Origin of the sequence: Pseudomonas sp. B13(2017), assembly GCF_002113245.1 — a bacterium.
Classification (GTDB): domain Bacteria; phylum Pseudomonadota; class Gammaproteobacteria; order Pseudomonadales; family Pseudomonadaceae; genus Aquipseudomonas; species Aquipseudomonas putida_Z.
In genome coordinates this window covers 1-21634 of the sequence record NZ_NEJX01000033.1, presented here as the reverse complement: position 1 = coordinate 21634, position 21634 = coordinate 1, and the positions used below count along the sequence as shown (strand labels likewise).

Sequence of the window (21634 nt, the reverse complement as noted above, 5' to 3'; positions counted from 1 at the left end):
GCCTAAAGGAAGCCTCAAATGGACACCAAACTGCTCGATATTCTGGCCTGCCCGATCACCAAGGGCCCGCTCAAGCTCAGTGCCGACAAGACCGAGCTGATCAGCAAGGGCGCCGGCCTGGCCTACCCGATCCGCGACGGCATCCCGGTCATGCTGGAAAGCGAGGCGCGCACCCTGACCGACGACGAGCGTCTGGACAAATGAGCCTGGATTTCACCGTGGTGATCCCCGCCCGGCTGCGCTCCACGCGCCTGCCGGGCAAGCCATTGCTGTCGATCGCCGGCAAGCCGATGGTGCAGCATGTGTGGGAACAGGCCCGCAAGAGCGGCGCCAGCCGCGTGGTCATCGCCACCGACGACGCCAGCATCGTAGAGGCCTGCAAGGCCTTCGGCGCCGAAGTGCTGCTGACCCGTGCCGACCATGAGTCCGGCACCGACCGCCTGGCCGAAGTGGCCGCGCACCTCGGCCTGCCTGCCGATGCCATCGTGGTCAACGTGCAGGGCGACGAACCGCTGATCCCGCCGGTGATCATCGACCAGGTGGCAGCCAACCTGGCAGCGCATCCGGAAGCCGGCATCGCCACCCTGGCCGAACCGATCCATGAGCCGGAAACCGTGTTCAACCCCAACGCGGTCAAGGTAATCAGCGACAAGAACGGCCTGGCCCTGACCTTCAGCCGTGCGCCGCTGCCCTGGGCCCGCGATGCGTTTGCCAAGGACCGCAACCTGTTGCCAGAAGGCGTGCCGTATCGCCGCCACATCGGCATGTACGCCTACCGCGTCGGCTTCCTGCAGGACTTCGTCAGCTGGGGCCCGTGCTGGCTCGAGCAGACCGAAGCGCTGGAGCAGCTGCGTGCCCTGTGGCATGGCGTACGCATCCACGTCGAAGACGCCATCGAGGCGCCTGCCGTGGGCGTGGATACCCCTGAAGACCTGGAGCGCGTACGGCGCTTGCTGGAGGCCTGATGCGCGTCCTGTTCGTCTGCCTCGGCAATATCTGTCGCTCGCCCACCGCCGAAGGCGTACTGCGCCATCAGTTGCAGGCTGCCGGGCTTGCCGACCGGGTGCATGTGGCCTCGGCCGGCACCGGCGACTGGCACGTCGGCAAGGCGCCTGACAGCCGCACCTGCAAGGCAGCGCTGGCGCGTGGCTATGACCTTTCGCAGCAACGCGCCCAGCAGGTCAAGGCGGCGCACTTTGCCGAATATGACCTGATCCTGGCCATGGATGAGAGCAACCTCGGCCACTTGCGTGCGATGCGCCCGCACACCGCCGTGGGGGAGCTCGACCTGTTCCTGCGCCGCTATGGCGCAGCGCTGGATGAAGTGCCAGACCCGTACTACGGCGGCGCCGATGGCTTCGAGCAGGTGCTCGACCTGGTTGAAGCGGCGTGCCAGGCGCTGGTCCTGGAAATCAAGGGGCGGCTATGACAGTGCAGTGGCAGGAGCAGGTATCGCTCAAGCCTTACAACACCTTTGGCATCGACGTGAAGGCGCGGTATTTCACCCAGGCACATGATGACCAGGAGGTGCGCCAGGCGCTGGCCCAGGCGCAGCAAGGCGGCGTGCCGGTGCTGGTGATTGGCGGTGGCAGTAACCTGCTGCTGACCCGCGATATCGATGCGCTGGTGCTGCATATGGCCAGCCGTGGCCGACGCGTGCTCAGCGACGATGGCGAACGTATCGTGGTCGAGGCCGAGGCCGGTGAGCCGTGGCACCCGTTCGTGCAGTGGACACTGGCGCAGGGATATTGCGGGCTGGAGAACCTCAGCCTGATCCCCGGTACCGTGGGCGCCGCACCGATGCAGAACGTCGGTGCCTATGGCGTGGAGATCAAGGATGTGTTCGTCGGTCTGACCGCCCTGGATCGCGAGACCGGCGAGTTGCGTGACTTCGGCCTGGCGGAATGTGCCTTCGGTTATCGCGACAGCCTGTTCAAGCGCAACCCCGGGCGTTGGTTGATCCTGCGTGTGCGCTTTGCCTTGAACCGTACGCTGCAGGCCCACCTGGACTACGGTCCGGTGCGCCAGCGCCTGGCGGAGCAGGGCGTGACCGAGCCGACCGCGCAGGCGATCAGCGAGGCGATCTGCAGCATTCGCCGCGAGAAGCTGCCAGACCCTGCCGAGCTGGGTAATGCCGGGAGTTTCTTCAAGAACCCGGTTGTCTCGGCGGAACAGGTCGAGGGTATGCGTGCGCAGTACCCAGGTGTGGTGGCTTATCCCCAGGCCGATGGGCAGATGAAGCTGGCGGCTGGCTGGCTGATCGAACAGGCAGGCTGGAAGGGTCATCGCGAGGGGGATGCCGGGGTGCATCGTTTGCAGTCGCTGGTGCTGGTCAACTACGGTCAGGCGAGCGGGGCGCAGATGCATGCGCTGGCGAGGCGGATCCAGGCGGATGTCCTCCAGCGGTTCGGGGTCGAACTGGAGATGGAGCCTAATCTCTACTGATAGATCGGCCAGGCACGCCTTTTCGCGGCTGAAACCGCCCCCCCGCAGGTACCGCGCAGGTTTCCTGATCGCGCGGCGCCTGCGGATTCAGCGGTTGCCGTTACGGCCAATTCGGACCGCGACTCCTAGAGCAGTTTTTTCAGCTTCTTGGTCCACTCGAAAGTGGTTGGCTGCAGCGCATTATCACCTTCCTTCACGCCGTCGCGGTCCACCGCGTAGGAAAAGATGCCTCCCTTGGTTCCCTGACTTGGGTTCCACTTGGTTTTTTGATAGGCATAACTGGATTCAAACGGTGTCATCACATCGTACTTGCGCATGCTGTCTTCCTCATAGAACGTGAAGCCAGGCACAAATTTCGATGGAGGGACATAACCTTCGAACGCCCGGTTGTATTTTGTTTGTACGCGATCTGGGAGATGACCGTATGACTGGAATAGCAGATAGTCCATGTTCGACACCTGTGAGCGAATCAACCCGACATCGCCTTCCTCGTTGGCGTCGTAGATGAACAGTCGGTCGTTACCCAGCAGTTTTCTCAACTTTCCTGAAATAACTTCGGCCCGCTGGCGTTCGTCATCTCCCAAAGGGTGCTCGGTATTTATATCAAGGCCATCCAGACCTTTCGTGGAGCTGAAGAAGCTTTCGAAGATCTTTTCTGCTGTCGCATCAGGTTTGAGTAGTTCACTAATATGCAGTGAGCGGACGACCTTGATCTGCTTCTTGTGGAGTGCGGGAATGATCTTGTCTTCGAGTGCGTGCCAGAAATTTTGCGGCTCGCTGCCATTGGTACGGAGTAATGCGATATCTACTTCCTCCGGCAAGTCGCTCAGAGATACCTTGTTTTCGTGGTTGCCGGTTGAAATGTCGCGCCAGCAGCGGAAAATGCACGCCATGATGCCTGATTGACTTTTCATTTACGTCTCCGGTGAATGCGTGATGAAGGATGCGCTTCAACGCTAGCACCGGTGGGTGAATGGCTCATACTGGCAGAATTGCTAGGTATGGGCAGTACGTCTCTTTAAAAGAAGGGCATCAAGGAGGCGTTCCCGAGCCATGAAAAAGCCCCGCCAGTTCGCACTGGCGGGGCTTTTTCATTCAGCCTTGGCTATCAACCGTGATGAGGCTTTTGCTCATCGCTGGTTTCCAGGGCTGGCTCCTCGGTGGCTGCAGCAGCTTCCTGTGCGGCCTTGGCGGCAGCCTCGGCCTCACGCTTGCGGCGACGCACTTCACGCGGGTCGTTCGGCGCACGGCCGTTGGCCAGCATGACAGTGGCAGGTTCCACCGCCGCAGGGGCTTCGACCGGTGCAGGCTCGATGGCCACTGGGGCAGGCTCGGCCACCACTTCTGGCTGGGCTTCGACAACCGGAGCGGCTTCGACCACGGCCGGGGCCTGCTCGATTTCACCGGCCTCGACGGCAGGCGCTTCTACCGGTGCTTCGGCAACTACTACCGGTTCGGCAGCAGGTGCTTCGTCTACCACTGGCTGCGGAGCGACTTCGACCACTGGCTCGGCAGTTGCCTCGACCACGGCCACAGGCTCGCTGACCGGCTGCTCGACCACCGGGGCCACAGCCACTTCTTCAGCCTCGGCAGCAGCTTCGGCCTGTTCGACCTTCTCGGCCTGCTCGACCGGCTGGGCGACTTCGCTGTTGTCGGTTTCCGCTACGGTGGCGACTTCGGCGGTGGCAAGCTCGGCCTGCTGGTTGGCCTGGGCTTCGGCGTCGGCACTGATGTTGCTGCTGGCGACAGCGGCAGTCACGGCCAGGCCGGCGGCCAGTTCGGCACCCAGCTCGGTGGCCTGGTGCGGTTGTGGCTGCTCTTCGCTGCCTTCTTCCTCGCTGCCATCGATCAGCTCGCCGTTGGCGTTACGCTGACGCTCACGACGGTTGCTGCGACGACGCTGGCCACGGGAACGGCGGCGCGGGCGCTCGCCATCGGTGCCTTCCTGTTCGTCCTGCAGCAGCTCTTCGTTCGGCAGTTGCTCTTCGGCCAGCTCGGCAGCCTGCTCGGCGGCTTCTTCGGCTACGCGTGGCTGACGCTCTTCGCGTGGTGGGCGAGGGGCACGTTCTTCGCGTGGAGCACGTTCTTCACGAGGTGCGCGCTCTTCACGAGGAGCGCGTTCTTCACGCGGAGCACGCTCCTCACGCGGTGCGCGTTCTTCACGTGGAGCACGCTCTTCACGTGGGGCGCGTTCCTCGCGAGGTGCACGCTCTTCACGCGGGGCACGTTCTTCGCGTGGGGCACGCTCTTCACGGGCTACACGCTCCTCGCGCGGCTGACGTTCCTCACGCTCGGCAGGGGTAGCGTCCAGTGGCTCACGCAGTTCGCGCACGCGCTCTTCGCCACGGTTGCCGCGGCGGTCTTCGCGTGGCTGGCGTGGAGCACGCTCTTCGCGTGGAGCACGTTCTTCACGCGGCGCACGCTCTTCGCGTGGGGCGCGTTCCTCACGTGGTGCGCGCTCTTCGCGCGGGGCACGTTCTTCACGAGGAGCACGTTCTTCACGAGGTGCGCGCTCGGCACGCTCTTCACGCGGCTTGCGCTCTTCGTCGCGGCGGCCGTTGCGGTTGCGGCTCTGCTGGCGGCCGTTGCGGCGTTCTTCGTTGCGTGGGCTGCGCTCGGCTGCCGGCTTCTCGGCGGCAGTGTCAACCGGCGCTGCGGCAGGCTCTTCCTTGCCGGCGAACAGGCTTACCAGCGATTTCACCAGGCCCTTGAACAGGCTTGGCTCCGGGGCGACCGGGGCAGGGGCGACCGGTGCGGCAGGCTGCGGCTCTTCGACAGTGGCCGGTACCGGCGCGTTGGCGCGGGCCGGGGCGGTCTTGACCGCGGCTTCCTGGCGAACCAGGGTGCGAGTGGCGGTCGGCTGCGGCGCTTCTTCGGCTTCGGCGGCGGCGATCTCGTAGCTGGACTGGTTGCTCAGCACTTCCGGGTTGTCGTCGCGCAGGCGCTGGACTTCGAAGTGCGGGGTTTCCAGGTGATCGTTCGGCAGGATGATGATGCGCGCACGGGTACGCAGTTCGATCTTGGTGATCGAGTTGCGTTTCTCGTTGAGCAGGAAGGCAGCCACCGGGATCGGCACCTGGGCGCGAACTTCGGCGGTGCGGTCCTTCAGGGCCTCTTCTTCGATCAGGCGCAGGATGGCCAGCGACAGAGATTCGACGTCACGGATGATGCCGGTGCCGGAGCAGCGTGGGCAGACGATGCCGCTGCTTTCGCCCAGCGAAGGGCGCAGGCGCTGACGGGACATTTCCAGCAGGCCGAAGCGCGAGATGCGGCCGACCTGAACGCGGGCGCGGTCGGCTTCCAGGCACTCGCGAACACGTTCTTCGACGGCGCGCTGGTTTTTCGCCGGGGTCATGTCGATGAAGTCGATGACGATCAGGCCGCCGATGTCACGCAGGCGCAGCTGGCGGGCGATTTCCTCGGCCGCTTCCAGGTTGGTCTGCAGGGCGGTTTCTTCGATGTCGCTGCCTTTGGTGGCGCGCGCCGAGTTGATGTCGATGGACACCAGGGCTTCGGTCGGGTCGATCACGATCGAACCGCCGGACGGCAGGTCGACCACGCGCTGGAAGGCGGTCTCGATCTGGCTTTCGATCTGGAAGCGGTTGAACAGCGGCACGCTGTCTTCGTACAGCTTCACCTTGCTGGCGTACTGCGGCATCACCTGCCGGATGAAAGTCAGGGCTTCTTCCTGGGCATCGATGCTGTCGATCAGCACTTCGCCGATGTCCTGGCGCAGGTAGTCGCGGATGGCGCGAATGATGACGTTGCTTTCCTGGTAGATCAGGAATGGCGCGGCGCGGTCCTGGGACGCTTCCTTGATGGCGGTCCACAGTTGCAGCAGGTAGTCGAGGTCCCACTGCATTTCTTCGCTGCTGCGGCCAAGGCCGGCAGTGCGCACGATCAGGCCCATGTCGCCTGGCACGGTCAGGCCGTTCAGGGCTTCACGCAGTTCGTTGCGCTCTTCGCCTTCGATGCGGCGGGAGATGCCACCGGCGCGCGGGTTGTTCGGCATCAGCACCAGGTAGCGGCCGGCCAGGCTGATGAAGGTGGTGAGGGCGGCGCCTTTGTTGCCGCGCTCTTCCTTCTCGACCTGGACGATGACTTCCTGGCCTTCGCTCAGTACTTCCTTGATGTTGACCCGCCCTTCGGGGGCTTTCTTGAAGTATTCGCGGGAGATTTCTTTCAGCGGCAGGAAGCCGTGACGTTCGGAGCCGAAGTCGACGAAGGCGGCTTCGAGGCTGGGTTCGATGCGGGTGATCTTGCCTTTGTAGATGTTGGCCTTTTTCTGCTCGCGCGCGCCGGACTCGATGTCCAGGTCGTAGAGACGTTGGCCGTCCACCAGGGCTACACGCAACTCTTCGGGTTGAGTCGCGTTAATCAGCATTCTTTTCATGTTGTACCGTCGGTTTCCGGGCTGCCGGAAACGGCGTTCGGCACACACGACGTCTCATGGTCGGTGCCAAGGTGCGCAAAGGGTGGCCGGGCCACCCCCGTGTCGAGCGACGTTCGGCACCAGCCGGTTGCCCAGCCTGCCGTTGTCGCGACGACGCGTCCTGTTTGCTGCGGTGCCAACAAGGCCCCGGTGGCTTCGAATTGGAATCCGAATCAACCAAGCGGGCCTTGTGCACTCAGTCAGGAGGAGGAATCAACCGTCAGCCGTGGACGCCCGGAGGCATCTGTTCAGGACCTTATCCGCTCGCCAGCCGTTCAGTGGGCTGGTGGGCCGGACGCGGTGCTACACGGTCCGAGGGCTGTGCATCTCCACCCTGCACGTATCCCTGATAATTCGGGTGCTGCCGCGCGCTGAATCCGCAACGGGTTGCATTTTTCGCCAGCGCAGGTTCTGCGCTGGCGCCATTCATGTCCAAGGCAGGTATTTCCGAAGCATTCGCCGGGCGTTGCGTGGAAGCGACGGGGCGGGCAGAGGTGCAGCGAAAAGAATCGGGTAAGCAGGTGAAACACCGCACTTGTCGTTTTTTTTCGGTCTTCTCTACACAGCGCTGGTGGCGATTCCAGGCAATTCGGTAAACTGGCGAAAACCCCGTAGGACGGCCTCGCGTCCTGGAGAATTGCGTTGGTCAGGGACCGGCTAGGAGCCTGGTGCCGCTGGCCTGCCGCTTTTGGCGGCGTTCGCGACTATAGCAGCAATGATTAAGTGCTTCAATTCCATAAAAAATTGTTATGATCCCGCCATGACGACCAATACCCCTCCGACTTCCGGCGTTCAGCTGATCGAAGTCGCGCCGGAGCTTGCCGGCCAACGCATCGACAATTTCCTCATCACGGCCCTCAAGGGCGTGCCCAAGACCTTGGTGTACCGCATCCTGCGCAAGGGTGAAGTACGGGTCAACAAGGGTCGCGTCAAGCCGGAGTACAAGATTCAGGCCGGCGACATCGTGCGGGTACCGCCCGTCCGCCTGCCGGAACGTGACGAGCCGGCGCCGGTGGCCCAGGGCCTGTTGCAGCGCCTGGAAGCGGCCATCGTCTACGAAGACAAGGCGCTGATCGTGATGAACAAGCCGGCCGGCATCGCCGTGCATGGCGGCAGCGGCCTGAGCTTCGGCGTGATCGAGGCGCTGCGCCAGTTGCGCCCGGACGCCAAGGAACTGGAACTGGTGCACCGCCTGGACCGCGACACCTCCGGCCTGCTGATGATCGCCAAGAAACGCAGCATGCTGCGCCACCTGCACGCCGCGCTGCGCGGCGACGGTGTCGACAAGCGCTACATGGCGCTGGTGCGCGGCCACTGGCCGACCTCGAAGAAGCAGGTCAACGCGCCGTTGCTCAAGAGCAACCTGCGCTCCGGCGAGCGCATGGTCGAGGTGAGCGACGAGGGCAAGGAGGCGCTGACCCTGTTCCGTGTGCTGCGTCGCTTCGGCGAGTTCGCCACCATTGTCGAGGCGCGCCCGATCACCGGTCGTACCCACCAGATCCGCGTGCACACCCTGCATGCCGGGCATATGATCGCTGGCGACAGCAAGTACGGCGACGAAGACTTCAGTCGTGAAATTCGTGACTTGGGCGGCAAGCGTCTGTTCCTGCATGCTTATGCGCTGACCGTACCGCTGCCGGACGGTGGCGAGCTGAAGCTCGAGGCGCCAGTGGATGAAGTCTGGGCGAAAACCGTTGAACGTCTGAGTGCGTCCTGACCTATGAAAAAAGGCTATGAGCTACTGATCTTCGACTGGGACGGCACGCTGGCCGACTCGATCGGGCGTATCGTCGAAGCCATGAACGCCGCCGCCGAGCGTGCCGGTGAGGCGCAAAGCAGCGAGGACGCGGTCAAGGGCATTATCGGCCTGGCCTTGGGCGAGGCGATCCACACCCTGTACCCGCACCTGGCGCCTGCTCAGGTCGAAAGCTTCCGCCAGCACTATGCCGATATCTACATGGCCCTGGACCAGCAGCCCTCGCCGTTGTTCGAGGGCGTGGTCGAGTCGCTGGATGCCTTCCGTGCCGAGGGTTACCGCCTGGCGGTGGCCACCGGCAAGGCGCGTCGCGGGCTGGACCGGGTGCTCAAGGCCAATGGCTGGGAGCAGTTCTTCGACATCACTCGCGCCGCCGACGAGACCCGCGGCAAGCCGCACCCGCGGATGCTCGAGGAAATTCTCGGTCATTGCGGTGTCGAACCGGGGCGTGCGCTGATGGTTGGCGATTCGGCATTCGACCTGCAGATGGCCAGCAATGCCGGCATGCATTCGGTGGCCGTGGGCTATGGTGCCATGTCGCTGCAGGCGCTGGCCGAGTTTGGTCCACAGGTGTGCATCGATCATTTTTCCCAGTTGCGTGAGTGGCTGGGTGGTTCCGCAATTCCATTTCCAAGGTAGGTAAGCATGGCAGACGAATGGAAAGCCCCCGAGGCCGAACCCGAGGAGCGCGAAGAGCGCAAGAGCTGGAAGCTGCTGGAAAAGACCCTGCTGGCAGGCGTTCAGGAGCAGCGCCGGGCGCGACGCTGGGGGATCTTCTTCAAGTTGCTGGCCTTCGTCTACCTGTTCGGCATCCTGGCCTTGTTCACGCCGCTGATGGACATGGACAAGACAGCGTCACGCAGCGTCAGTCATACCGCGCTGGTCGAGGTGCGCGGGATGATTGCCGACCAGGAGCCGGCCAGCGCCGACAATATCATCAAGAGCCTGCGCGAGGCGTTCAAGGACAGCAAGACCAAGGCTGTGGTGATGCGCATCAACAGCCCGGGAGGCAGCCCGGTACAGTCGGGTTACGTGTATGACGAAATCCGTCGTCTGCGGGCCGAATACCCGGCCATCAAGCTGTATGCGGTCATCGCCGACCTAGGTGCTTCCGGTGCCTACTACATTGCCAGTGCGGCGGACGAGATCTATGCCGACAAGGCCAGTCTGGTGGGCTCGATTGGTGTGACGGCGGCCGGTTATGGATTTGTCGGCACCATGGAGAAGCTGGGTGTGGAGCGGCGTACCTACACTGCAGGCGAGCACAAGGCCTTCCTCGATCCGTTCTCGCCGCAGAAGCCGGAAGAGACCGAGTTCTGGCAGGGCGTGCTGAATACCACGCACCAGCAGTTCATTGCCATGGTCAAGCAGGGGCGGGGCGAACGCCTGAAGGACAAGGAGCATCCGGAGCTGTTCAGTGGCCTGGTCTGGTCGGGCGAGCAGGCCAAGGAGTTGGGCCTGGTGGACGGGCTGGGCAGTGCCAGCTATGTGGCGCGCGAGATCGTGGGCGAGAAGGAACTGGTGGACTTCACCGTGCAGGAGTCGGCGCTCGATCGCTTCTCCAAGCGCGTTGGGGCCAGCGTGGCCGAGCGCCTGGCGATGTGGATGGGGTTCCAGGGGCCGCAGTTGCGCTGATCCGGGTTGCCGGGGGCGCTTTGCGCCCCTTCGCGGGCATGCCCGCTCCCACGGGGATCGCGCAAAACCCGCAGGTTGCGACACGCCTGTGGGAGCGGGCGTGCCCGCGAAGGGCCGCAGCGCGGCCCCAGAATCTCAGGGAATCACCACCCCTTCTTTGGTCAACATATCCACCAATCTAATCAGTGGCAGCCCGATCAGGCTGGTCGCATCGCACCCGTGCGTGCTCTGGAACAGGCTCACCCCCAGCCCCTCGGCCTTGAAGCTGCCGGCGCAGTCCAGCGGCTGTTCCGCCGCCACATAGCGTTCCACTCGCTCCCGGTCCAGTTCGCGCAGGGTCACGGTAAACGGCACGCAGTCCACCTGGCAGTGCCCGGTGGCGCTGTTCAGCAATGCCAGCCCGGTCAGGAAGCTCACCTGCTGCCCGCTGCACTCCAGCAGCTGCTCGCAGGCCCGCTCGAAGGTGTGCGGCTTGCCCAGTACCTGCTCGCCCAGCACCGCAACCTGGTCCGAACCGATGATCAGGTGCCCGGGGTGGCTGCCCGCCAGGGCCTCGGCTTTTTGCCTGGCCAGCCGGCGCACCAGCTCCACCGCCGGTTCGTCATCCAGGCGCCGCTCGTCTATATCGGGGCTTGCCCAGGTGAAGGGCAGGCGCAGGCGCGCAAGCAGTTCGCGGCGGTAGGCAGAGCTGGAAGCCAGTAACAGAGGAAGCATGGTAGACTCCTGAATCAGTTGAACAAATTCTATCACGCACGATGCCGCCGAATTTCCTTTGACAGGGGCGGGGGGCATCCCTAGAATGCTGCGCCTATGTTGAATGACCCGATTCCACCTCACGTTGACCCGCGCAAATTAGCCGATCGTGGCGTAACCCTTAACGGTTCGCTGCAACTCGCTGATTTGGAAAGACTCTGCGACCCGCTTTCCGACAATGTCGGTACGGTGCAGGCGAAGTTCGATTTTGAACGAGATGAACAGCACGTGGTGGTTATCCACAGCGAGCTGGACGTCGAGGTCAAGATGGTTTGCCAGCGTTGTCTTGAGCTGGTCACCCTGCCGATCCACAGCGAATGTACATACGCCGTGGTGAAGGAGGGTGCGAATACCCAGTCGTTGCCGAAAGGCTATGACGTGCTGGAACTGGGCGAAGATCCTTTGGATCTGCAGGCATTGATCGAGGAGGAGCTTCTGCTCGCCTTGCCAATCGTGCCTGCTCATCATCCGGAAGAATGCCAGCAGCCGGCGGGCGCAGACGAGCCCGAATCGAGCAAGGACGAGGTATCGCGGTCCAACCCGTTCAGTGTTTTGGCGCAGTTAAAGCGTGACCCAAACGTTTAGGAGTTAATCAATTATGGCTGTTCAGCAGAACAAAAAATCCCGCTCTGCCCGTGACATGCGCCGTTCGCACGACGCCCTGTCGGAAAACGCGCTGTCGGTAGAGAAAACCACCGGTGAAGTACACCTGCGTCACCACGTTTCGCCAGAAGGCGTATACCGTGGTCGCAAAGTGGTCGACAAGGGCGCTGACGAGTAATCCTTGTCCGCTCAGATCATCGCGATCGACGCAATGGGCGGGGACTTCGGTCCCCGCAGCATTGTCCAGGCTAGCATTGCCTGCCTTTCGGCTACCCCCTCGCTGCACCTGACCCTCGTCGGTCAACCCTCCCTCCTTGAAGATCTTGTCAGCGGCCTTGCGGCTGCGGATCGCGCGCGCCTGCAAATCGTGGCCGCCAGCGAGGTGGTCGGCATGGACGAGCGGCCATCCCAGGCGCTGCGCGGCAAGCCGGATTCGTCGATGCGCATCGCCCTCGAACTGGTGCGCGACGGCAAGGCCCAGGCCTGCGTCAGCGCCGGCAATACCGGGGCGCTGATGGCGCTCTCGCGTTTCGTGCTCAAGACACTGCCGGGTATCGACCGGCCGGCCATGGTGGCGGCGATCCCGACCCAGACCGGTTACTGCCAGTTGCTCGACCTTGGCGCCAACGTCGACTGCAGCGCCGAGAACCTCTACCAGTTCGCAGTGATGGGCTCGGTGGCCGCCCAGGCCCTGGGTGTGCAGCGGCCGCGCGTGGCACTGCTGAACATCGGTACCGAAGACATCAAGGGCAACCAGCAGGTCAAGCTGGCGGCCAGCCTGTTGCAGAACGCCCGCGGGCTCAACTACATAGGCTTCGTCGAAGGTGACGGGTTGTATCGCGGCGAAGCCGATGTGGTGGTATGTGATGGGTTCGTCGGCAACATCCTGCTCAAGTCGAGCGAGGGGCTGGCGACGATGATCGGCGCGCGCATCGAGCAGTTGTTCAAGGGTGGCGTGTTGTCGCGGGCAGCCGGGGCCGTGGCCATGCCGCTGCTCAAGCGCCTGCAGGCCGACCTGGCACCGGCGCGGCACAATGGCGCGAGTTTCCTGGGGTTGCAGGGCATCGTCATCAAGAGCCATGGCTCGGCGGGGGTGCAGGGCTTCCAGAGTGCCATCCAGCGGGCGTTGATCGAGATCCAGGAAAACCTGCCGCAGCGCTTGCATGGGCGGCTCGAGGACCTGCTGTTGTAGCCTGTGCCGGCCCCTTCGCGGGTAAACCCGCTCCCACAGGTGCTCCACAACCTTCAGGTCTGTGGTAACCCTGTGGGAGCGGGTTTACCCGCGAAAGGGCCGGTGCTGAAGGAATAAAGACCTTAGGCATATCGCCGCTGAAGTGCTTAAATGTGACCGCTTGGTCTGCGTATCCATCCAAGCTTTCAGATTCCGCGCCTGGCCCAAAGCCCGGCGCACCCTATCCGACGACAAGATCATAAGGGCTTGTTCAATGTCTGCATCTCTCGCATTCGTCTTTCCCGGTCAAGGTTCCCAGTCGCTGGGCATGCTCGCCGAGCTCGGCGCCGAGAAGCCAGTGATCATCGAAACCTTCAAGGAAGCGTCCGAGGCACTCGGTTACGACCTGTGGAAGCTGGTCCAGGAAGGCCCGGAAGAACAACTCAACCAGACCGACAAGACCCAGCCGGCCATCCTCACCGCGTCCATCGCGCTGTGGCGGCTGTGGCTGGAAGAGGGCGGTGCCAGGCCGGCCTTCGTCTCCGGTCACAGCCTGGGTGAATACAGCGCCCTGGTTGCCGCCGGCAGCCTGAGCCTGAAAGATGCCGTGCGCCTGGTCGAGCGCCGTGGCCAGCTGATGCAGGAGGCCGTGCCGGCCGGTCATGGCGCCATGGCCGCCATTCTCGGCCTGGATGACGCCGTGGTCGTGGAAATCTGCGCCGAAGCGGCCGAAGACCAGGTGGTCAGCGCGGTCAACTTCAACTCGCCAGGCCAGGTGGTCATCGCCGGCAACAAGGCCGCCGTCGATCGCGCCATCGAGCTGTGCAAGGCCAAGGGTGCCAAGCGCGCCCTGCCGCTGGCGGTCAGCGTGCCGTCGCACTGCGCGCTGATGAAGCCGGCTGCCGAGCGCTTTGCCGAGTCGGTCAATGCCATCGAGTGGCACGCCCCGCAAATTCCGGTGGTGCAGAACGTCACCGCTGCCGTTGCCTCTGACCTCGATGCCCTCAAGCACGACCTGCTGGCGCAGCTGTACCAGCCAGTGCGCTGGGTCGAATGCGTGCAGACCCTGGCCGCCAACGGTGCGGTAAACCTGGTCGAGTGCGGCCCGGGCAAGGTCCTGGCCGGCCTGAACAAGCGTTGCGCCGATGGCGTGACCACCTACAACCTCAATACCCCTGACGCCGTCGCCGCCACCCGCGCGGCACTGGCCTGATTTGGAGAAGCTTGCATGAGCCTGCAAGGTAAAGTTGCACTGGTCACCGGCGCCAGCCGTGGCATTGGCCAGGCCATCGCCCTCGAGCTGGGCCGCCAGGGCGCGACCGTGATCGGCACCGCCACTTCGGCTTCCGGCGCCGAGCGCATTGCTGCCACCCTGAAAGAACACGGCATCACCGGTACCGGCATGGAACTGAACGTGACCAGCGCCGAATCGGTTGAAGCTGTGCTGGCCGCCATCGGCGAGCAGTTCGGCGCACCGGCCATCCTGGTCAACAACGCCGGTATCACCCGTGACAACCTCATGCTGCGCATGAAGGACGACGAGTGGTTCGACGTGATCGATACCAACCTGAACAGCCTCTACCGTCTGTCCAAGGGCGTGCTGCGTGGCATGACCAAGGCACGTTGGGGCCGTATCATCAGCATCGGCTCGGTCGTCGGTGCCATGGGCAACGCCGGCCAGGCCAACTACGCGGCCGCCAAGGCCGGCCTGGAAGGCTTCAGCCGCGCCCTGGCGCGTGAAGTGGGCTCGCGTGGCATCACCGTCAACTCGGTGACCCCGGGCTTCATCGACACCGACATGACCCGCGAACTGCCAGAAGCGCAGCGCGAAGCCCTGCAGACCCAGATCCCGCTGGGCCGCCTGGGCCAGGCAGACGAAATCGCCAAGGTGGTTTCGTTCCTGGCATCCGACGGCGCAGCCTACGTAACCGGCGCCACCGTGCCGGTCAACGGCGGGATGTACATGTAACACTGCAACTCAATGTGACGGATTTCGTAAAAAAAGAGTCATACTGCGAGCCTAAAATCCGTTATAAAGCTGCAACCAGATTCCAGGCAGCGGGTGTGGTGACTGGTGTGAAGGTGCGTTTAGCTTGAAAAGCGAACGTCTTTCTATAAAATTAGCCACCGGCCAGCTGCCTGACATATATCCATTAGGAGTAAACCTAGGTATGAGCAACATCGAAGAACGCGTCAAGAAAATCGTCGCCGAGCAACTGGGCGTCAAGGAAGAGGAAGTGACTCTCGAGAAGTCCTTCGTCGATGACCTGGGTGCCGATTCGCTTGACACCGTTGAGCTGGTGATGGCTCTGGAAGAGGAATTCGAGACCGAAATCCCTGACGAAGAAGCCGAGAAGATCACTACCGTTCAAGCTGCTGTAGACTACGTCAAAGCCCACCAGGCCTAAGACGCTGTAGTCGACGCTTTTTGTCGGGAAAAACCGCACTGCCTTTGCCGGCGTGCGGTTTTTTCTTTGCGAGCACCCTGCGTTTTGCAGATCGGGCTCGTTCACCGGGTACCAAGAGCTTGTTGCCATTTCATTCCATTGCTTGAATGCAATGGCAAGAAACTCTGTCATTAGAAAAGGAGAGTACTGTGTCGCGTAGACGCGTCGTGGTCACCGGTATGGGTATGCTGTCGCCACTGGGTACTGATGTACCGAGCACCTGGCAGGGCATTCTGGCTGGCCGCAGTGGCATCGGTCCGATCGAACACACGGACCTGTCTGCCTACTCCACCCGTTTTGGCGGCTCGGTGAAAGGCTTCGAGGTCGAGCAATACCTGTCGGCCAAAGAGGCCCGCAAGCTCGACCTGTTCATCCAGTACGGCCTGGCGGCCGGGTTCCAGGCAGTGCGTAATGCCGGCCTGGAAGTCACCGACGCCAACCGCCAGCGTATTGGCGTGGCCATGGGCTCGGGTATCGGCGGCCTGACCAACATCGAAGAAACCAGCCGCACCCTGCACGATTCGGGGCCGCGTCGCATTTCGCCGTTCTTCGTGCCTGGCTCGATCATCAACATGATCTCCGGCTTCCTGTCGATCCACCTGGGGCTGCAAGGGCCGAACTACGCCATCGCCACCGCGTGCACCACTGGTACCCACTGCATCGGCATGGCCGCGCGCAACATCGCCTACGGTGAAGCCGACGTGATGATCGCCGGCGGCGCCGAAATGGCCGCCTGCGGCCTGGGCATGGGCGGCTTCGGTGCCTCCCGTGCACTGTCCACTCGCAACGACGAGCCGACCCGGGCCAGCCGCCCGTGGGACAAGGGCCGTGACGGCTTCGTGCTGTCCGACGGTGCCGGTGCCCTGGTGCTCGAAGAGCTGGAGCACGCCAAGGCCCGCGGCGCGACCATCTATGCCGAGCTTGTCGGCTTCGGCATGAGCGGTGACGCCTACCACATGACTTCGCCACCCGACACCGGTGAAGGCGCTGCCCGCTGCATGGCCAACGCCCTGCGTGATGCCGGCATCCAGCCGGAAGAGGTCAGCTACATCAACGCCCATGGCACCTCGACCCCTGCTGGCGACGTGGCCGAAGTGGCGGCGATCAAGCGTGTGTTCGGTGAGCATGCCTACAAGCTGGCGGTCAGCTCGACCAAGTCGATGACCGGCCACCTGCTGGGCGCCGCCGGTGCCGTGGAAGCGATCTTCAGCGTGCTGGCGATCAACAGCCAGATGGCTCCGCCCACCATCAACCTGGACGAGCCGGACGAAGGCTGCGACCTCGACTTCGTACCGCACCAGGCGCGTAGCATGCCGATCGATGTGGTGCTGTCCAACTCGTTCGGCTTTGGCGGCACCAACGGTTCGCTGGTATTCCGCCGGTTCGCCGATTGATGCAAAGCTGGATCGATGGCCAGCCGGCGGCTGCAGTCAACCTGCAGAACCGCGGCCTGGCCTACGGCGATGGACTGTTCGAGACCATCGCCGTGCGCGGCGGCCGGCCCAGCTTGCTGGACGGCCACCTCGCACGCCTGGCGCTGGGCTGCCAGCGCCTGGCAATCAGTGCCGACCTGGCGCTGGTGCGCGACGAACTCCTGCGCTATGCCAGCCAACTCGGTGATGGCGTAGCCAAACTCATCCTTACTCGTGGTGACAGCCAGCGCGGTTACGCACCGGTTGCCGGTGCCGTGCCGCGCCGTATTCTGCAGGGCAGCCCGTTGCCCAGCTATCCTGTCGAACATGCCGAGCACGGCGTGCGCCTGTTCCCGTGCCAGACCCGGCTTGGGGAACAACCGCTGCTGGCCGGCCTCAAACACCTCAACCGCCTGGAGCAGGTGCTGGCCCGTGCCGAATGGCAGGACAGCGAACATGCCGAAGGCCTGATGCGTGATGGGCAGGGCAGGGTGATCGAAGGGGTGTACAGCAATCTGTTCCTGGTGCGCGATGGCGTGCTGTTCACGGCCGACCTCAGCCGCTGTGGCGTCGCTGGCGTGATGCGGGCCGCGTTGCTGGAACAGGCAGCGCTGCTGGGCATCCCGGTGCAGGTCTGCGACCTGCCGTTCGACGCGCTGGAGCAGGCAGATGAAGTATTTGTCTGCAACAGCGTCTACGGTGTCTGGCCCGTGCGTGGCGTTGCCGCGCTAAACTGGTCGCCGGGCCCGCTCACCCGTAAACTGCAGGCCGTTGCCCGTACGTTACTGGAAACCTGAATTCGTGAGACGTAAATTCCTGCTGCTGCTGGAAATGGGCTTGATCCTCGCCGGCCTTGCCGTGGGCTGGTCGGCCTGGAAGGTCAACTCGGTCCTGGAGCAGCCCCTGCACGTGACGCAGGAGCGCCTGCTCGACGTGCCCAATGGCACCAACCCCAATCGCATGTTCTATCGCATGCAGAACGAAGGGTTGCTCGACGACGCCGTCTGGTTGCGCCTGTACTGGCGCTTCAACATGGCCGGCACCCCCCTGCACACCGGCGAATACCGCCTGACCCCCGGCATGACCGTGGAGCAGTTGTTCGATGCCTGGCGTCGGGCCGACGTGGTGCAGTACAACCTGACCCTGGTCGAAGGCTGGACCTTCCGCCAGGTGCGCTCGGCCGTGGCCAAGCATGAAAAGATCAAGCACACGCTGGATGGGCTGTCCGATTCGGAAGTGATGGACAAGCTCGGCCATACCGGTGTGTTCCCCGAGGGGCGCTTCTTCCCGGACACCTACCGCTTCGTGCGTGGCATGAGCGACGTCGAGTTGCTGCAGCAGGCCTACATGCGCCTGGACGAAGTGCTGGCCAAGGAGTGGGCCGAGCGCACCACCGACCTGCCATACCGTGACCCGTACCAGGCGCTGATCATGGCCTCGCTGGTGGAGAAGGAGACCGGCATTCCCCAGGAGCGCGGGCAAATCGCCGGCGTTTTCGTGCGGCGCCTGCGCCTGGGCATGATGCTGCAGACCGACCCTACGGTGATCTACGGCATGGGTGAGCGTTACAACGGCAAGATCACCCGCGCCGACCTGCGCGAGCCGACGCCCTACAACACCTACACCATCACCGGCTTGCCGCCGACCCCGATCGCCATGGTCGGTCGCGAAGCGATTCACGCGGCGCTCAACCCGTCCGATGGCACCAGCCTGTACTTCGTCGCCCGTGGCGATGGCAGCCACGTGTTTTCCGACGACCTCGACGACCACAACTCGGCGGTGCGCGAGTTCCAGCTCAAGCGCCGTGCGGACTACCGCTCCAGCCCCGCGCCGCAATCGCAGCCAGAGCCGCAGCCACAACCCCAACCACAACCAAGTACCGACGAGGTCGAACAGCCCGAGGCGCCTGCCGACGAGTCTACCGCGCAGCCAGCGCCCGACCAGCCGCCTGTGCAGGACGCCCCTGCCGGCGGCGCGCAAGCGGCCGAACGGCCGATGCCTGACGAACAACATTAAGGACTGCCTGTGAGCGGCTTGTTTATTACTTTGGAAGGCCCCGAAGGCGCGGGCAAGAGCACCAACCGCGACTACCTGGCTGCGCGCCTGTGCGAGCAGGGCCTGGACGTGGTGCTGACCCGTGAGCCCGGCGGCACGCCGCTGGCCGAAAAGGTGCGCGAGCTGCTGCTGGCGCCCAGCGATGAAAGCATGGCGGCCGACACCGAACTGTTGCTGGTGTTCGCTGCGCGTGCCCAGCACCTGGCGCAGGTGATCCGGCCGGCGCTGGCCCGCGGGGCGGTTGTCTTGTGTGACAGGTTTACCGATGCCACTTACGCCTACCAGGGCGGTGGGCGCGGTTTGTCGGTCGAGCGGATCGCCACCCTGGAGCAGTTCGTCCAGGGCGACCTGCGCCCGGACCTGACCCTGGTCTTCGACCTGCCGGTCGAAGTGGGCCTGGCCCGCGCAGCCGCCCGTGGCCGCCTGGACCGTTTCGAGCAGGAAGGCCAGGCGTTCTTCGAGGCGGTGCGTCAGGCCTACCTGCAGCGCGCCAACCGCGAACCACAGCGCTATAGCCTGCTCGATGCCGCCCAGCCTCTGGAGGCCGTGCAGCGCTCCATCGATGCGTTGCTACCAGGCATCGTGGAGCGTTGCCGTGGCTGAGGCCTATCCCTGGCAGCAGGCCCTCTGGCAGCAACTGGCCGGCCGCAGCCAGCACGCTCACGCCTACCTGCTGCATGGGCCGCAGGGCATCGGCAAGCGGGCCCTGGCCGAGCGCCTGATGGCCCGCCTGCTGTGCCAGCAGCCCCAGGGCCTGGAGGCCTGTGGCGGGTGCAAGTCCTGCCTGCTGCTCAAGGCCGGTAGCCACCCGGACAACTTCGTCCTCGAGCCCGAAGAAGCCGACAAGCCGATCAAGGTTGACCAGGTGCGCGAGTTGGTGGCCTTCGTGGTGCAGACCGCGCAGTTGGGTGGGCGCAAGGTGGTACTGATCGAGCCGGTGGAAGCGATGAACGTCAACGCCTCCAACGCCCTGCTCAAGAGCCTCGAAGAACCCTCCGGCGATACCGTGTTGCTGCTGGTCACCCACCAGCCCAGCCGCCTGTTGCCTACCATCAAGAGCCGGTGCCAGCAGGTCGCCTGCCCGCAGCCCAGCCTGGCCCAGAGCCAGGCCTGGCTGGCTGGCGCGCTGCCCGACAGTGACGAGGCCGAGCGCGACGAGTTGCTGACCCTGGCTGCCGGTTCGCCGCTGATGGCGGTCAGCTTGCAGGCGCAAGGCGTGCGCGAGCAGCGCGCGCTGGTCACCGACGGGGTGAAGAAGCTGCTCAAGCAGCAGCAATCGCCCAGCCAGCTGGCCGATGCCTGGAACGGTGTACCGCTGTTGCTGCTGTTCGACTGGTTCTGCGATTGGGCGCACTTGATCCTGCGCTACCAATTGACCCAGGACGAGGAGGGGCTAGGCTTGGCCGATATGCGCAAGGTGGTGCAGTACCTGGCGCAGAAGAGCCGCCAGGCCAAGGTGCTGGAGGTGCAGGCATGGATCCTGGAACAGCGCCAGAAGGTGCTGGGCAAGGCCAACCTCAACCGCGCCCTGCTGCTTGAATCGCTGCTGGCCCACTGGCTGCAGTTGCCGGGCGCCCGCTGATTTTCATTTTTTCATGTGTGTCGTTATCCCATGCTCGTAGATTCCCATTGCCATCTCGACCGTCTAGACCTGAGCGCCCACCAGGGCTCCCTCGATGCTGCCCTGCAGGCGGCGCGTGAGCGCGGGGTCGGGCATTTCCTGTGTATTGGCGTCAGTGCCGAGAATGCTGGTGCGGTGAAGGCGCTGAGCGAGCGCTACGCCGATGTCGATTGCTCGGTGGGCGTGCACCCGCTGGACCTGGCGCCGGGCGAAACGCCGGCGCTGGAATGGCTGCTGCGCGAACTGGCTCACCCACATGTGGTGGCGATTGGTGAAACCGGGCTGGATTACCACTACGAGCCGGAAGCAGCCGAGTTGCAGCAAGCCTCGTTCCGCCTGCACCTGGAGGCCTCGCGGCAGACCGGCAAGCCGGTGATCGTGCATACCCGTGCGGCGCGTGCCGATACCCTGGCGCTGCTGCGCGAGGCCAACCTGCCGCAGGCCGGCGTGCTGCACTGCTTCACCGAAGACTGGGACATGGCCAAGGCGGCGCTGGACCTGGGGTATTACATTTCGTTGTCTGGCATCGTTACCTTCCGCAATGCCGATGCCCTGCGTGAAGTGGCGCGGCAGGTGCCGGTCGATCGTTTGCTGGTGGAGACGGATTCGCCGTACCTGGCGCCGATCCCGCATCGGGGCAAGCCGAATTTGCCGCAGTACGTGCGTGAGGTGGCGGAGTACGTGGCTTCGTTGCGCGGGGCCAGTTACGAGCAGTTGGCCGAACAGACCACTGCCAACTTCAAGCGCTTGTTCCCGTTGGCGCGGGTGGCCTGACAGCAACTCTTCAAAATACAAAGCCTGAGCGCTCTTGCTCTTGCTTCAGCTTTTGCTTTCAAGCGCGCGATAGTTCAGGCGCCGCCGATTGCGACTTCAGGAGGCCGAGCGAAGGGATTGCGGAGGGAGGTGACGGGCATGGATGCCCGTCAAGCGCTGAGACCCCATGGATGGGGCCTGCAGCGCGTCCTCCCGGGAGCAAGCCCGTAGCGAGGGGACCCCGGAGCGCAGCGCAGGGGCCGGATGATGGGAGCCGACGGTTTTTGGTTCCTTTTTGCCACGACAAAAAGGGACCCGCCGTAAGGGCGGAAAGGTGACTTTGCGCCACCATCGCGAATGAATGCCTACTCGATGTGAATGCCCGTATCCAAAAAGCAAAAAGCAAAAAGCAAAAAGCAAAAAGCAAAAAGCAAAAAGCAAAAAGCAAAAAGCAAAAAGCTTAAGCGACGGTTTTGATATGGCGAACAGTCCGTTTGCGATGGCGACGCTGACTCACCTTTTCGCCCTTACGGCGAGTCACTTTTTGCCAA

23 protein-coding genes are annotated in these 21634 nt (G+C 63.7%); 20 read left to right on the top strand and 3 right to left on the bottom strand.

What is annotated here, in order from left to right:
- Positions 1–18: 18 nt before the first annotated feature.
- The 4 genes from CAG44_RS26400 to murB are packed head-to-tail and all read left to right on the top strand — an operon-like array spanning position 19 to position 2445.
- Positions 19–204, top strand: a complete 186-nt coding sequence (locus CAG44_RS26400; protein ID WP_003247142.1) for a Trm112 family protein — start codon at positions 19–21, stop codon at positions 202–204.
- Positions 201–965 carry a 3-deoxy-manno-octulosonate cytidylyltransferase gene (kdsB, locus tag CAG44_RS26395; protein ID WP_085693394.1) on the top strand — a complete coding sequence of 255 codons (765 nt, stop codon included), beginning with the start codon at positions 201–203 and terminating at the stop codon, positions 963–965. The genes CAG44_RS26400 and kdsB overlap by 4 nt, the downstream gene beginning before the upstream one ends.
- Positions 965–1429: a low molecular weight protein-tyrosine-phosphatase gene (locus CAG44_RS26390; RefSeq protein ID WP_003259973.1), complete on the top strand. Its 465-nt coding sequence runs from the start codon at positions 965–967 to the stop codon at positions 1427–1429. Before kdsB ends, CAG44_RS26390 begins: the two co-directional genes overlap by 1 nt.
- Positions 1426–2445, top strand: a complete 1020-nt coding sequence (gene murB / locus CAG44_RS26385) for a UDP-N-acetylmuramate dehydrogenase (RefSeq protein ID WP_085693392.1) — start codon at positions 1426–1428, stop codon at positions 2443–2445. The genes CAG44_RS26390 and murB overlap by 4 nt, the downstream gene beginning before the upstream one ends.
- Before the next feature lie 125 nt (positions 2446–2570).
- Here the strand turns inward: murB and CAG44_RS26380 are convergent, their stop codons facing one another.
- Together CAG44_RS26380 and rne are read right to left on the bottom strand one after the other, a co-directional pair.
- Positions 2571–3359: a hypothetical protein gene (locus CAG44_RS26380; RefSeq protein WP_085693391.1), complete on the bottom strand. Its 789-nt coding sequence runs from the start codon at positions 3357–3359 to the stop codon at positions 2571–2573.
- A 194-nt stretch (positions 3360–3553) separates the two neighbouring features.
- Positions 3554–6838, bottom strand: coding sequence for a ribonuclease E (gene rne / locus CAG44_RS26375; RefSeq protein WP_178076945.1), 3285 nt, complete (start codon positions 6836–6838; stop codon positions 3554–3556).
- Positions 6839–7637: 799 nt separating this feature from the next.
- On the opposite strand from rne, the gene rluC reads away from it, so the two are divergent.
- Genes rluC through sppA form a run of 3 tightly spaced genes read left to right on the top strand, consistent with a single transcriptional unit; the run spans position 7638 to position 10268 of the window.
- Positions 7638–8594 (top strand): 23S rRNA pseudouridine(955/2504/2580) synthase RluC, encoded by a 957-nt coding sequence (gene rluC / locus CAG44_RS26365; protein ID WP_085693387.1) that lies wholly within the window; start codon positions 7638–7640, stop codon positions 8592–8594.
- Positions 8595–8597: 3 nt separating this feature from the next.
- A complete protein-coding gene (locus CAG44_RS26360) occupies positions 8598–9272 on the top strand; it encodes an HAD family hydrolase (RefSeq protein ID WP_085590137.1) in 675 nt (224 codons plus the stop codon).
- A 6-nt stretch (positions 9273–9278) separates the two neighbouring features.
- A complete protein-coding gene (sppA, locus tag CAG44_RS26355; RefSeq protein WP_085693385.1) occupies positions 9279–10268 on the top strand; it encodes a signal peptide peptidase SppA in 990 nt (329 codons plus the stop codon).
- Positions 10269–10403: 135 nt separating this feature from the next.
- Here sppA and CAG44_RS26350 read toward each other — a convergent pair whose 3' ends face one another.
- Positions 10404–10982, bottom strand: a complete 579-nt coding sequence (locus CAG44_RS26350) for a nucleoside triphosphate pyrophosphatase (protein WP_063911718.1) — start codon at positions 10980–10982, stop codon at positions 10404–10406.
- A gap of 96 nt (positions 10983–11078) precedes the next feature.
- Here CAG44_RS26350 and CAG44_RS26345 point away from each other — a divergent pair, with 96 nt between their 5' ends.
- The 13 genes from CAG44_RS26345 to CAG44_RS29045 form a co-directional block, all read left to right on the top strand.
- Positions 11079–11606: a YceD family protein gene (locus tag CAG44_RS26345; protein ID WP_012313431.1), complete on the top strand. Its 528-nt coding sequence runs from the start codon at positions 11079–11081 to the stop codon at positions 11604–11606.
- A 13-nt stretch (positions 11607–11619) separates the two neighbouring features.
- Positions 11620–11802, top strand: coding sequence for a 50S ribosomal protein L32 (rpmF, locus tag CAG44_RS26340; protein WP_003247154.1), 183 nt, complete (start codon positions 11620–11622; stop codon positions 11800–11802).
- A 3-nt stretch (positions 11803–11805) separates the two neighbouring features.
- Positions 11806–12816: a phosphate acyltransferase PlsX gene (gene plsX, locus CAG44_RS26335; RefSeq protein WP_075044133.1), complete on the top strand. Its 1011-nt coding sequence runs from the start codon at positions 11806–11808 to the stop codon at positions 12814–12816.
- A gap of 253 nt (positions 12817–13069) precedes the next feature.
- On the top strand, positions 13070–14008 hold the full coding sequence (fabD, locus tag CAG44_RS26330) for an ACP S-malonyltransferase (protein ID WP_085693383.1): 939 nt from the start codon (positions 13070–13072) through the stop codon (positions 14006–14008).
- Between the two features lie 15 nt (positions 14009–14023).
- A complete protein-coding gene (gene fabG / locus CAG44_RS26325; protein WP_003247160.1) occupies positions 14024–14764 on the top strand; it encodes a 3-oxoacyl-ACP reductase FabG in 741 nt (246 codons plus the stop codon).
- 202 nt (positions 14765–14966) lie between these two features.
- Positions 14967–15203, top strand: coding sequence for an acyl carrier protein (gene acpP, locus CAG44_RS26320; protein WP_016715141.1), 237 nt, complete (start codon positions 14967–14969; stop codon positions 15201–15203).
- A gap of 188 nt (positions 15204–15391) precedes the next feature.
- A complete protein-coding gene (gene fabF, locus CAG44_RS26315) occupies positions 15392–16636 on the top strand; it encodes a beta-ketoacyl-ACP synthase II (protein WP_025338216.1) in 1245 nt (414 codons plus the stop codon).
- Positions 16636–17451, top strand: a complete 816-nt coding sequence (gene pabC / locus CAG44_RS26310) for an aminodeoxychorismate lyase (protein ID WP_085590143.1) — start codon at positions 16636–16638, stop codon at positions 17449–17451. The genes fabF and pabC overlap by 1 nt, the downstream gene beginning before the upstream one ends.
- 4 nt (positions 17452–17455) lie before the next feature.
- Positions 17456–18670, top strand: a complete 1215-nt coding sequence (mltG, locus tag CAG44_RS26305) for an endolytic transglycosylase MltG (protein WP_085693381.1) — start codon at positions 17456–17458, stop codon at positions 18668–18670.
- Positions 18671–18679: 9 nt separating this feature from the next.
- Entirely contained in the window at positions 18680–19312 is a 633-nt protein-coding gene (gene tmk / locus CAG44_RS26300) for a dTMP kinase (protein ID WP_025338219.1), read from the top strand.
- Positions 19305–20291, top strand: a complete 987-nt coding sequence (locus CAG44_RS26295; RefSeq protein WP_085693378.1) for a DNA polymerase III subunit delta' — start codon at positions 19305–19307, stop codon at positions 20289–20291. The genes tmk and CAG44_RS26295 overlap by 8 nt, the downstream gene beginning before the upstream one ends.
- Before the next feature lie 30 nt (positions 20292–20321).
- Positions 20322–21104, top strand: a complete 783-nt coding sequence (locus CAG44_RS26290) for a TatD family hydrolase (protein ID WP_046616993.1) — start codon at positions 20322–20324, stop codon at positions 21102–21104.
- 340 nt (positions 21105–21444) lie between these two features.
- Positions 21445–21634 (top strand): hypothetical protein (locus tag CAG44_RS29045; RefSeq protein WP_218191926.1); only part of this gene is annotated, 190 nt, incomplete at its 3' end.

What these genes read in the sequence shown, in the direction of transcription:
- CAG44_RS26400 (WP_003247142.1), top strand. Translation starts at nt 19, where the DNA reads ATGGACACCAAACTGCTCGATATTCTGGCCTGCCCGATCACCAAGGGC.
- kdsB (WP_085693394.1), top strand. Translation starts at nt 201, where the DNA reads ATGAGCCTGGATTTCACCGTGGTGATCCCCGCCCGGCTGCGCTCCACG.
- CAG44_RS26390 (WP_003259973.1), top strand. Translation starts at nt 965, where the DNA reads ATGCGCGTCCTGTTCGTCTGCCTCGGCAATATCTGTCGCTCGCCCACC.
- murB (WP_085693392.1), top strand. Translation starts at nt 1,426, where the DNA reads ATGACAGTGCAGTGGCAGGAGCAGGTATCGCTCAAGCCTTACAACACC.
- CAG44_RS26380 (WP_085693391.1), bottom strand. Translation starts at nt 3,359, where the DNA reads ATGAAAAGTCAATCAGGCATCATGGCGTGCATTTTCCGCTGCTGGCGC.
- rne (WP_178076945.1), bottom strand. Translation starts at nt 6,838, where the DNA reads ATGAAAAGAATGCTGATTAACGCGACTCAACCCGAAGAGTTGCGTGTA.
- rluC (WP_085693387.1), top strand. Translation starts at nt 7,638, where the DNA reads ATGACGACCAATACCCCTCCGACTTCCGGCGTTCAGCTGATCGAAGTC.
- CAG44_RS26360 (WP_085590137.1), top strand. Translation starts at nt 8,598, where the DNA reads ATGAAAAAAGGCTATGAGCTACTGATCTTCGACTGGGACGGCACGCTG.
- sppA (WP_085693385.1), top strand. Translation starts at nt 9,279, where the DNA reads ATGGCAGACGAATGGAAAGCCCCCGAGGCCGAACCCGAGGAGCGCGAA.
- CAG44_RS26350 (WP_063911718.1), bottom strand. Translation starts at nt 10,982, where the DNA reads ATGCTTCCTCTGTTACTGGCTTCCAGCTCTGCCTACCGCCGCGAACTG.
- CAG44_RS26345 (WP_012313431.1), top strand. Translation starts at nt 11,079, where the DNA reads ATGTTGAATGACCCGATTCCACCTCACGTTGACCCGCGCAAATTAGCC.
- rpmF (WP_003247154.1), top strand. Translation starts at nt 11,620, where the DNA reads ATGGCTGTTCAGCAGAACAAAAAATCCCGCTCTGCCCGTGACATGCGC.
- fabD (WP_085693383.1), top strand. Translation starts at nt 13,070, where the DNA reads ATGTCTGCATCTCTCGCATTCGTCTTTCCCGGTCAAGGTTCCCAGTCG.
- fabG (WP_003247160.1), top strand. Translation starts at nt 14,024, where the DNA reads ATGAGCCTGCAAGGTAAAGTTGCACTGGTCACCGGCGCCAGCCGTGGC.
- acpP (WP_016715141.1), top strand. Translation starts at nt 14,967, where the DNA reads ATGAGCAACATCGAAGAACGCGTCAAGAAAATCGTCGCCGAGCAACTG.
- pabC (WP_085590143.1), top strand. Translation starts at nt 16,636, where the DNA reads ATGCAAAGCTGGATCGATGGCCAGCCGGCGGCTGCAGTCAACCTGCAG.
- CAG44_RS26290 (WP_046616993.1), top strand. Translation starts at nt 20,322, where the DNA reads ATGCTCGTAGATTCCCATTGCCATCTCGACCGTCTAGACCTGAGCGCC.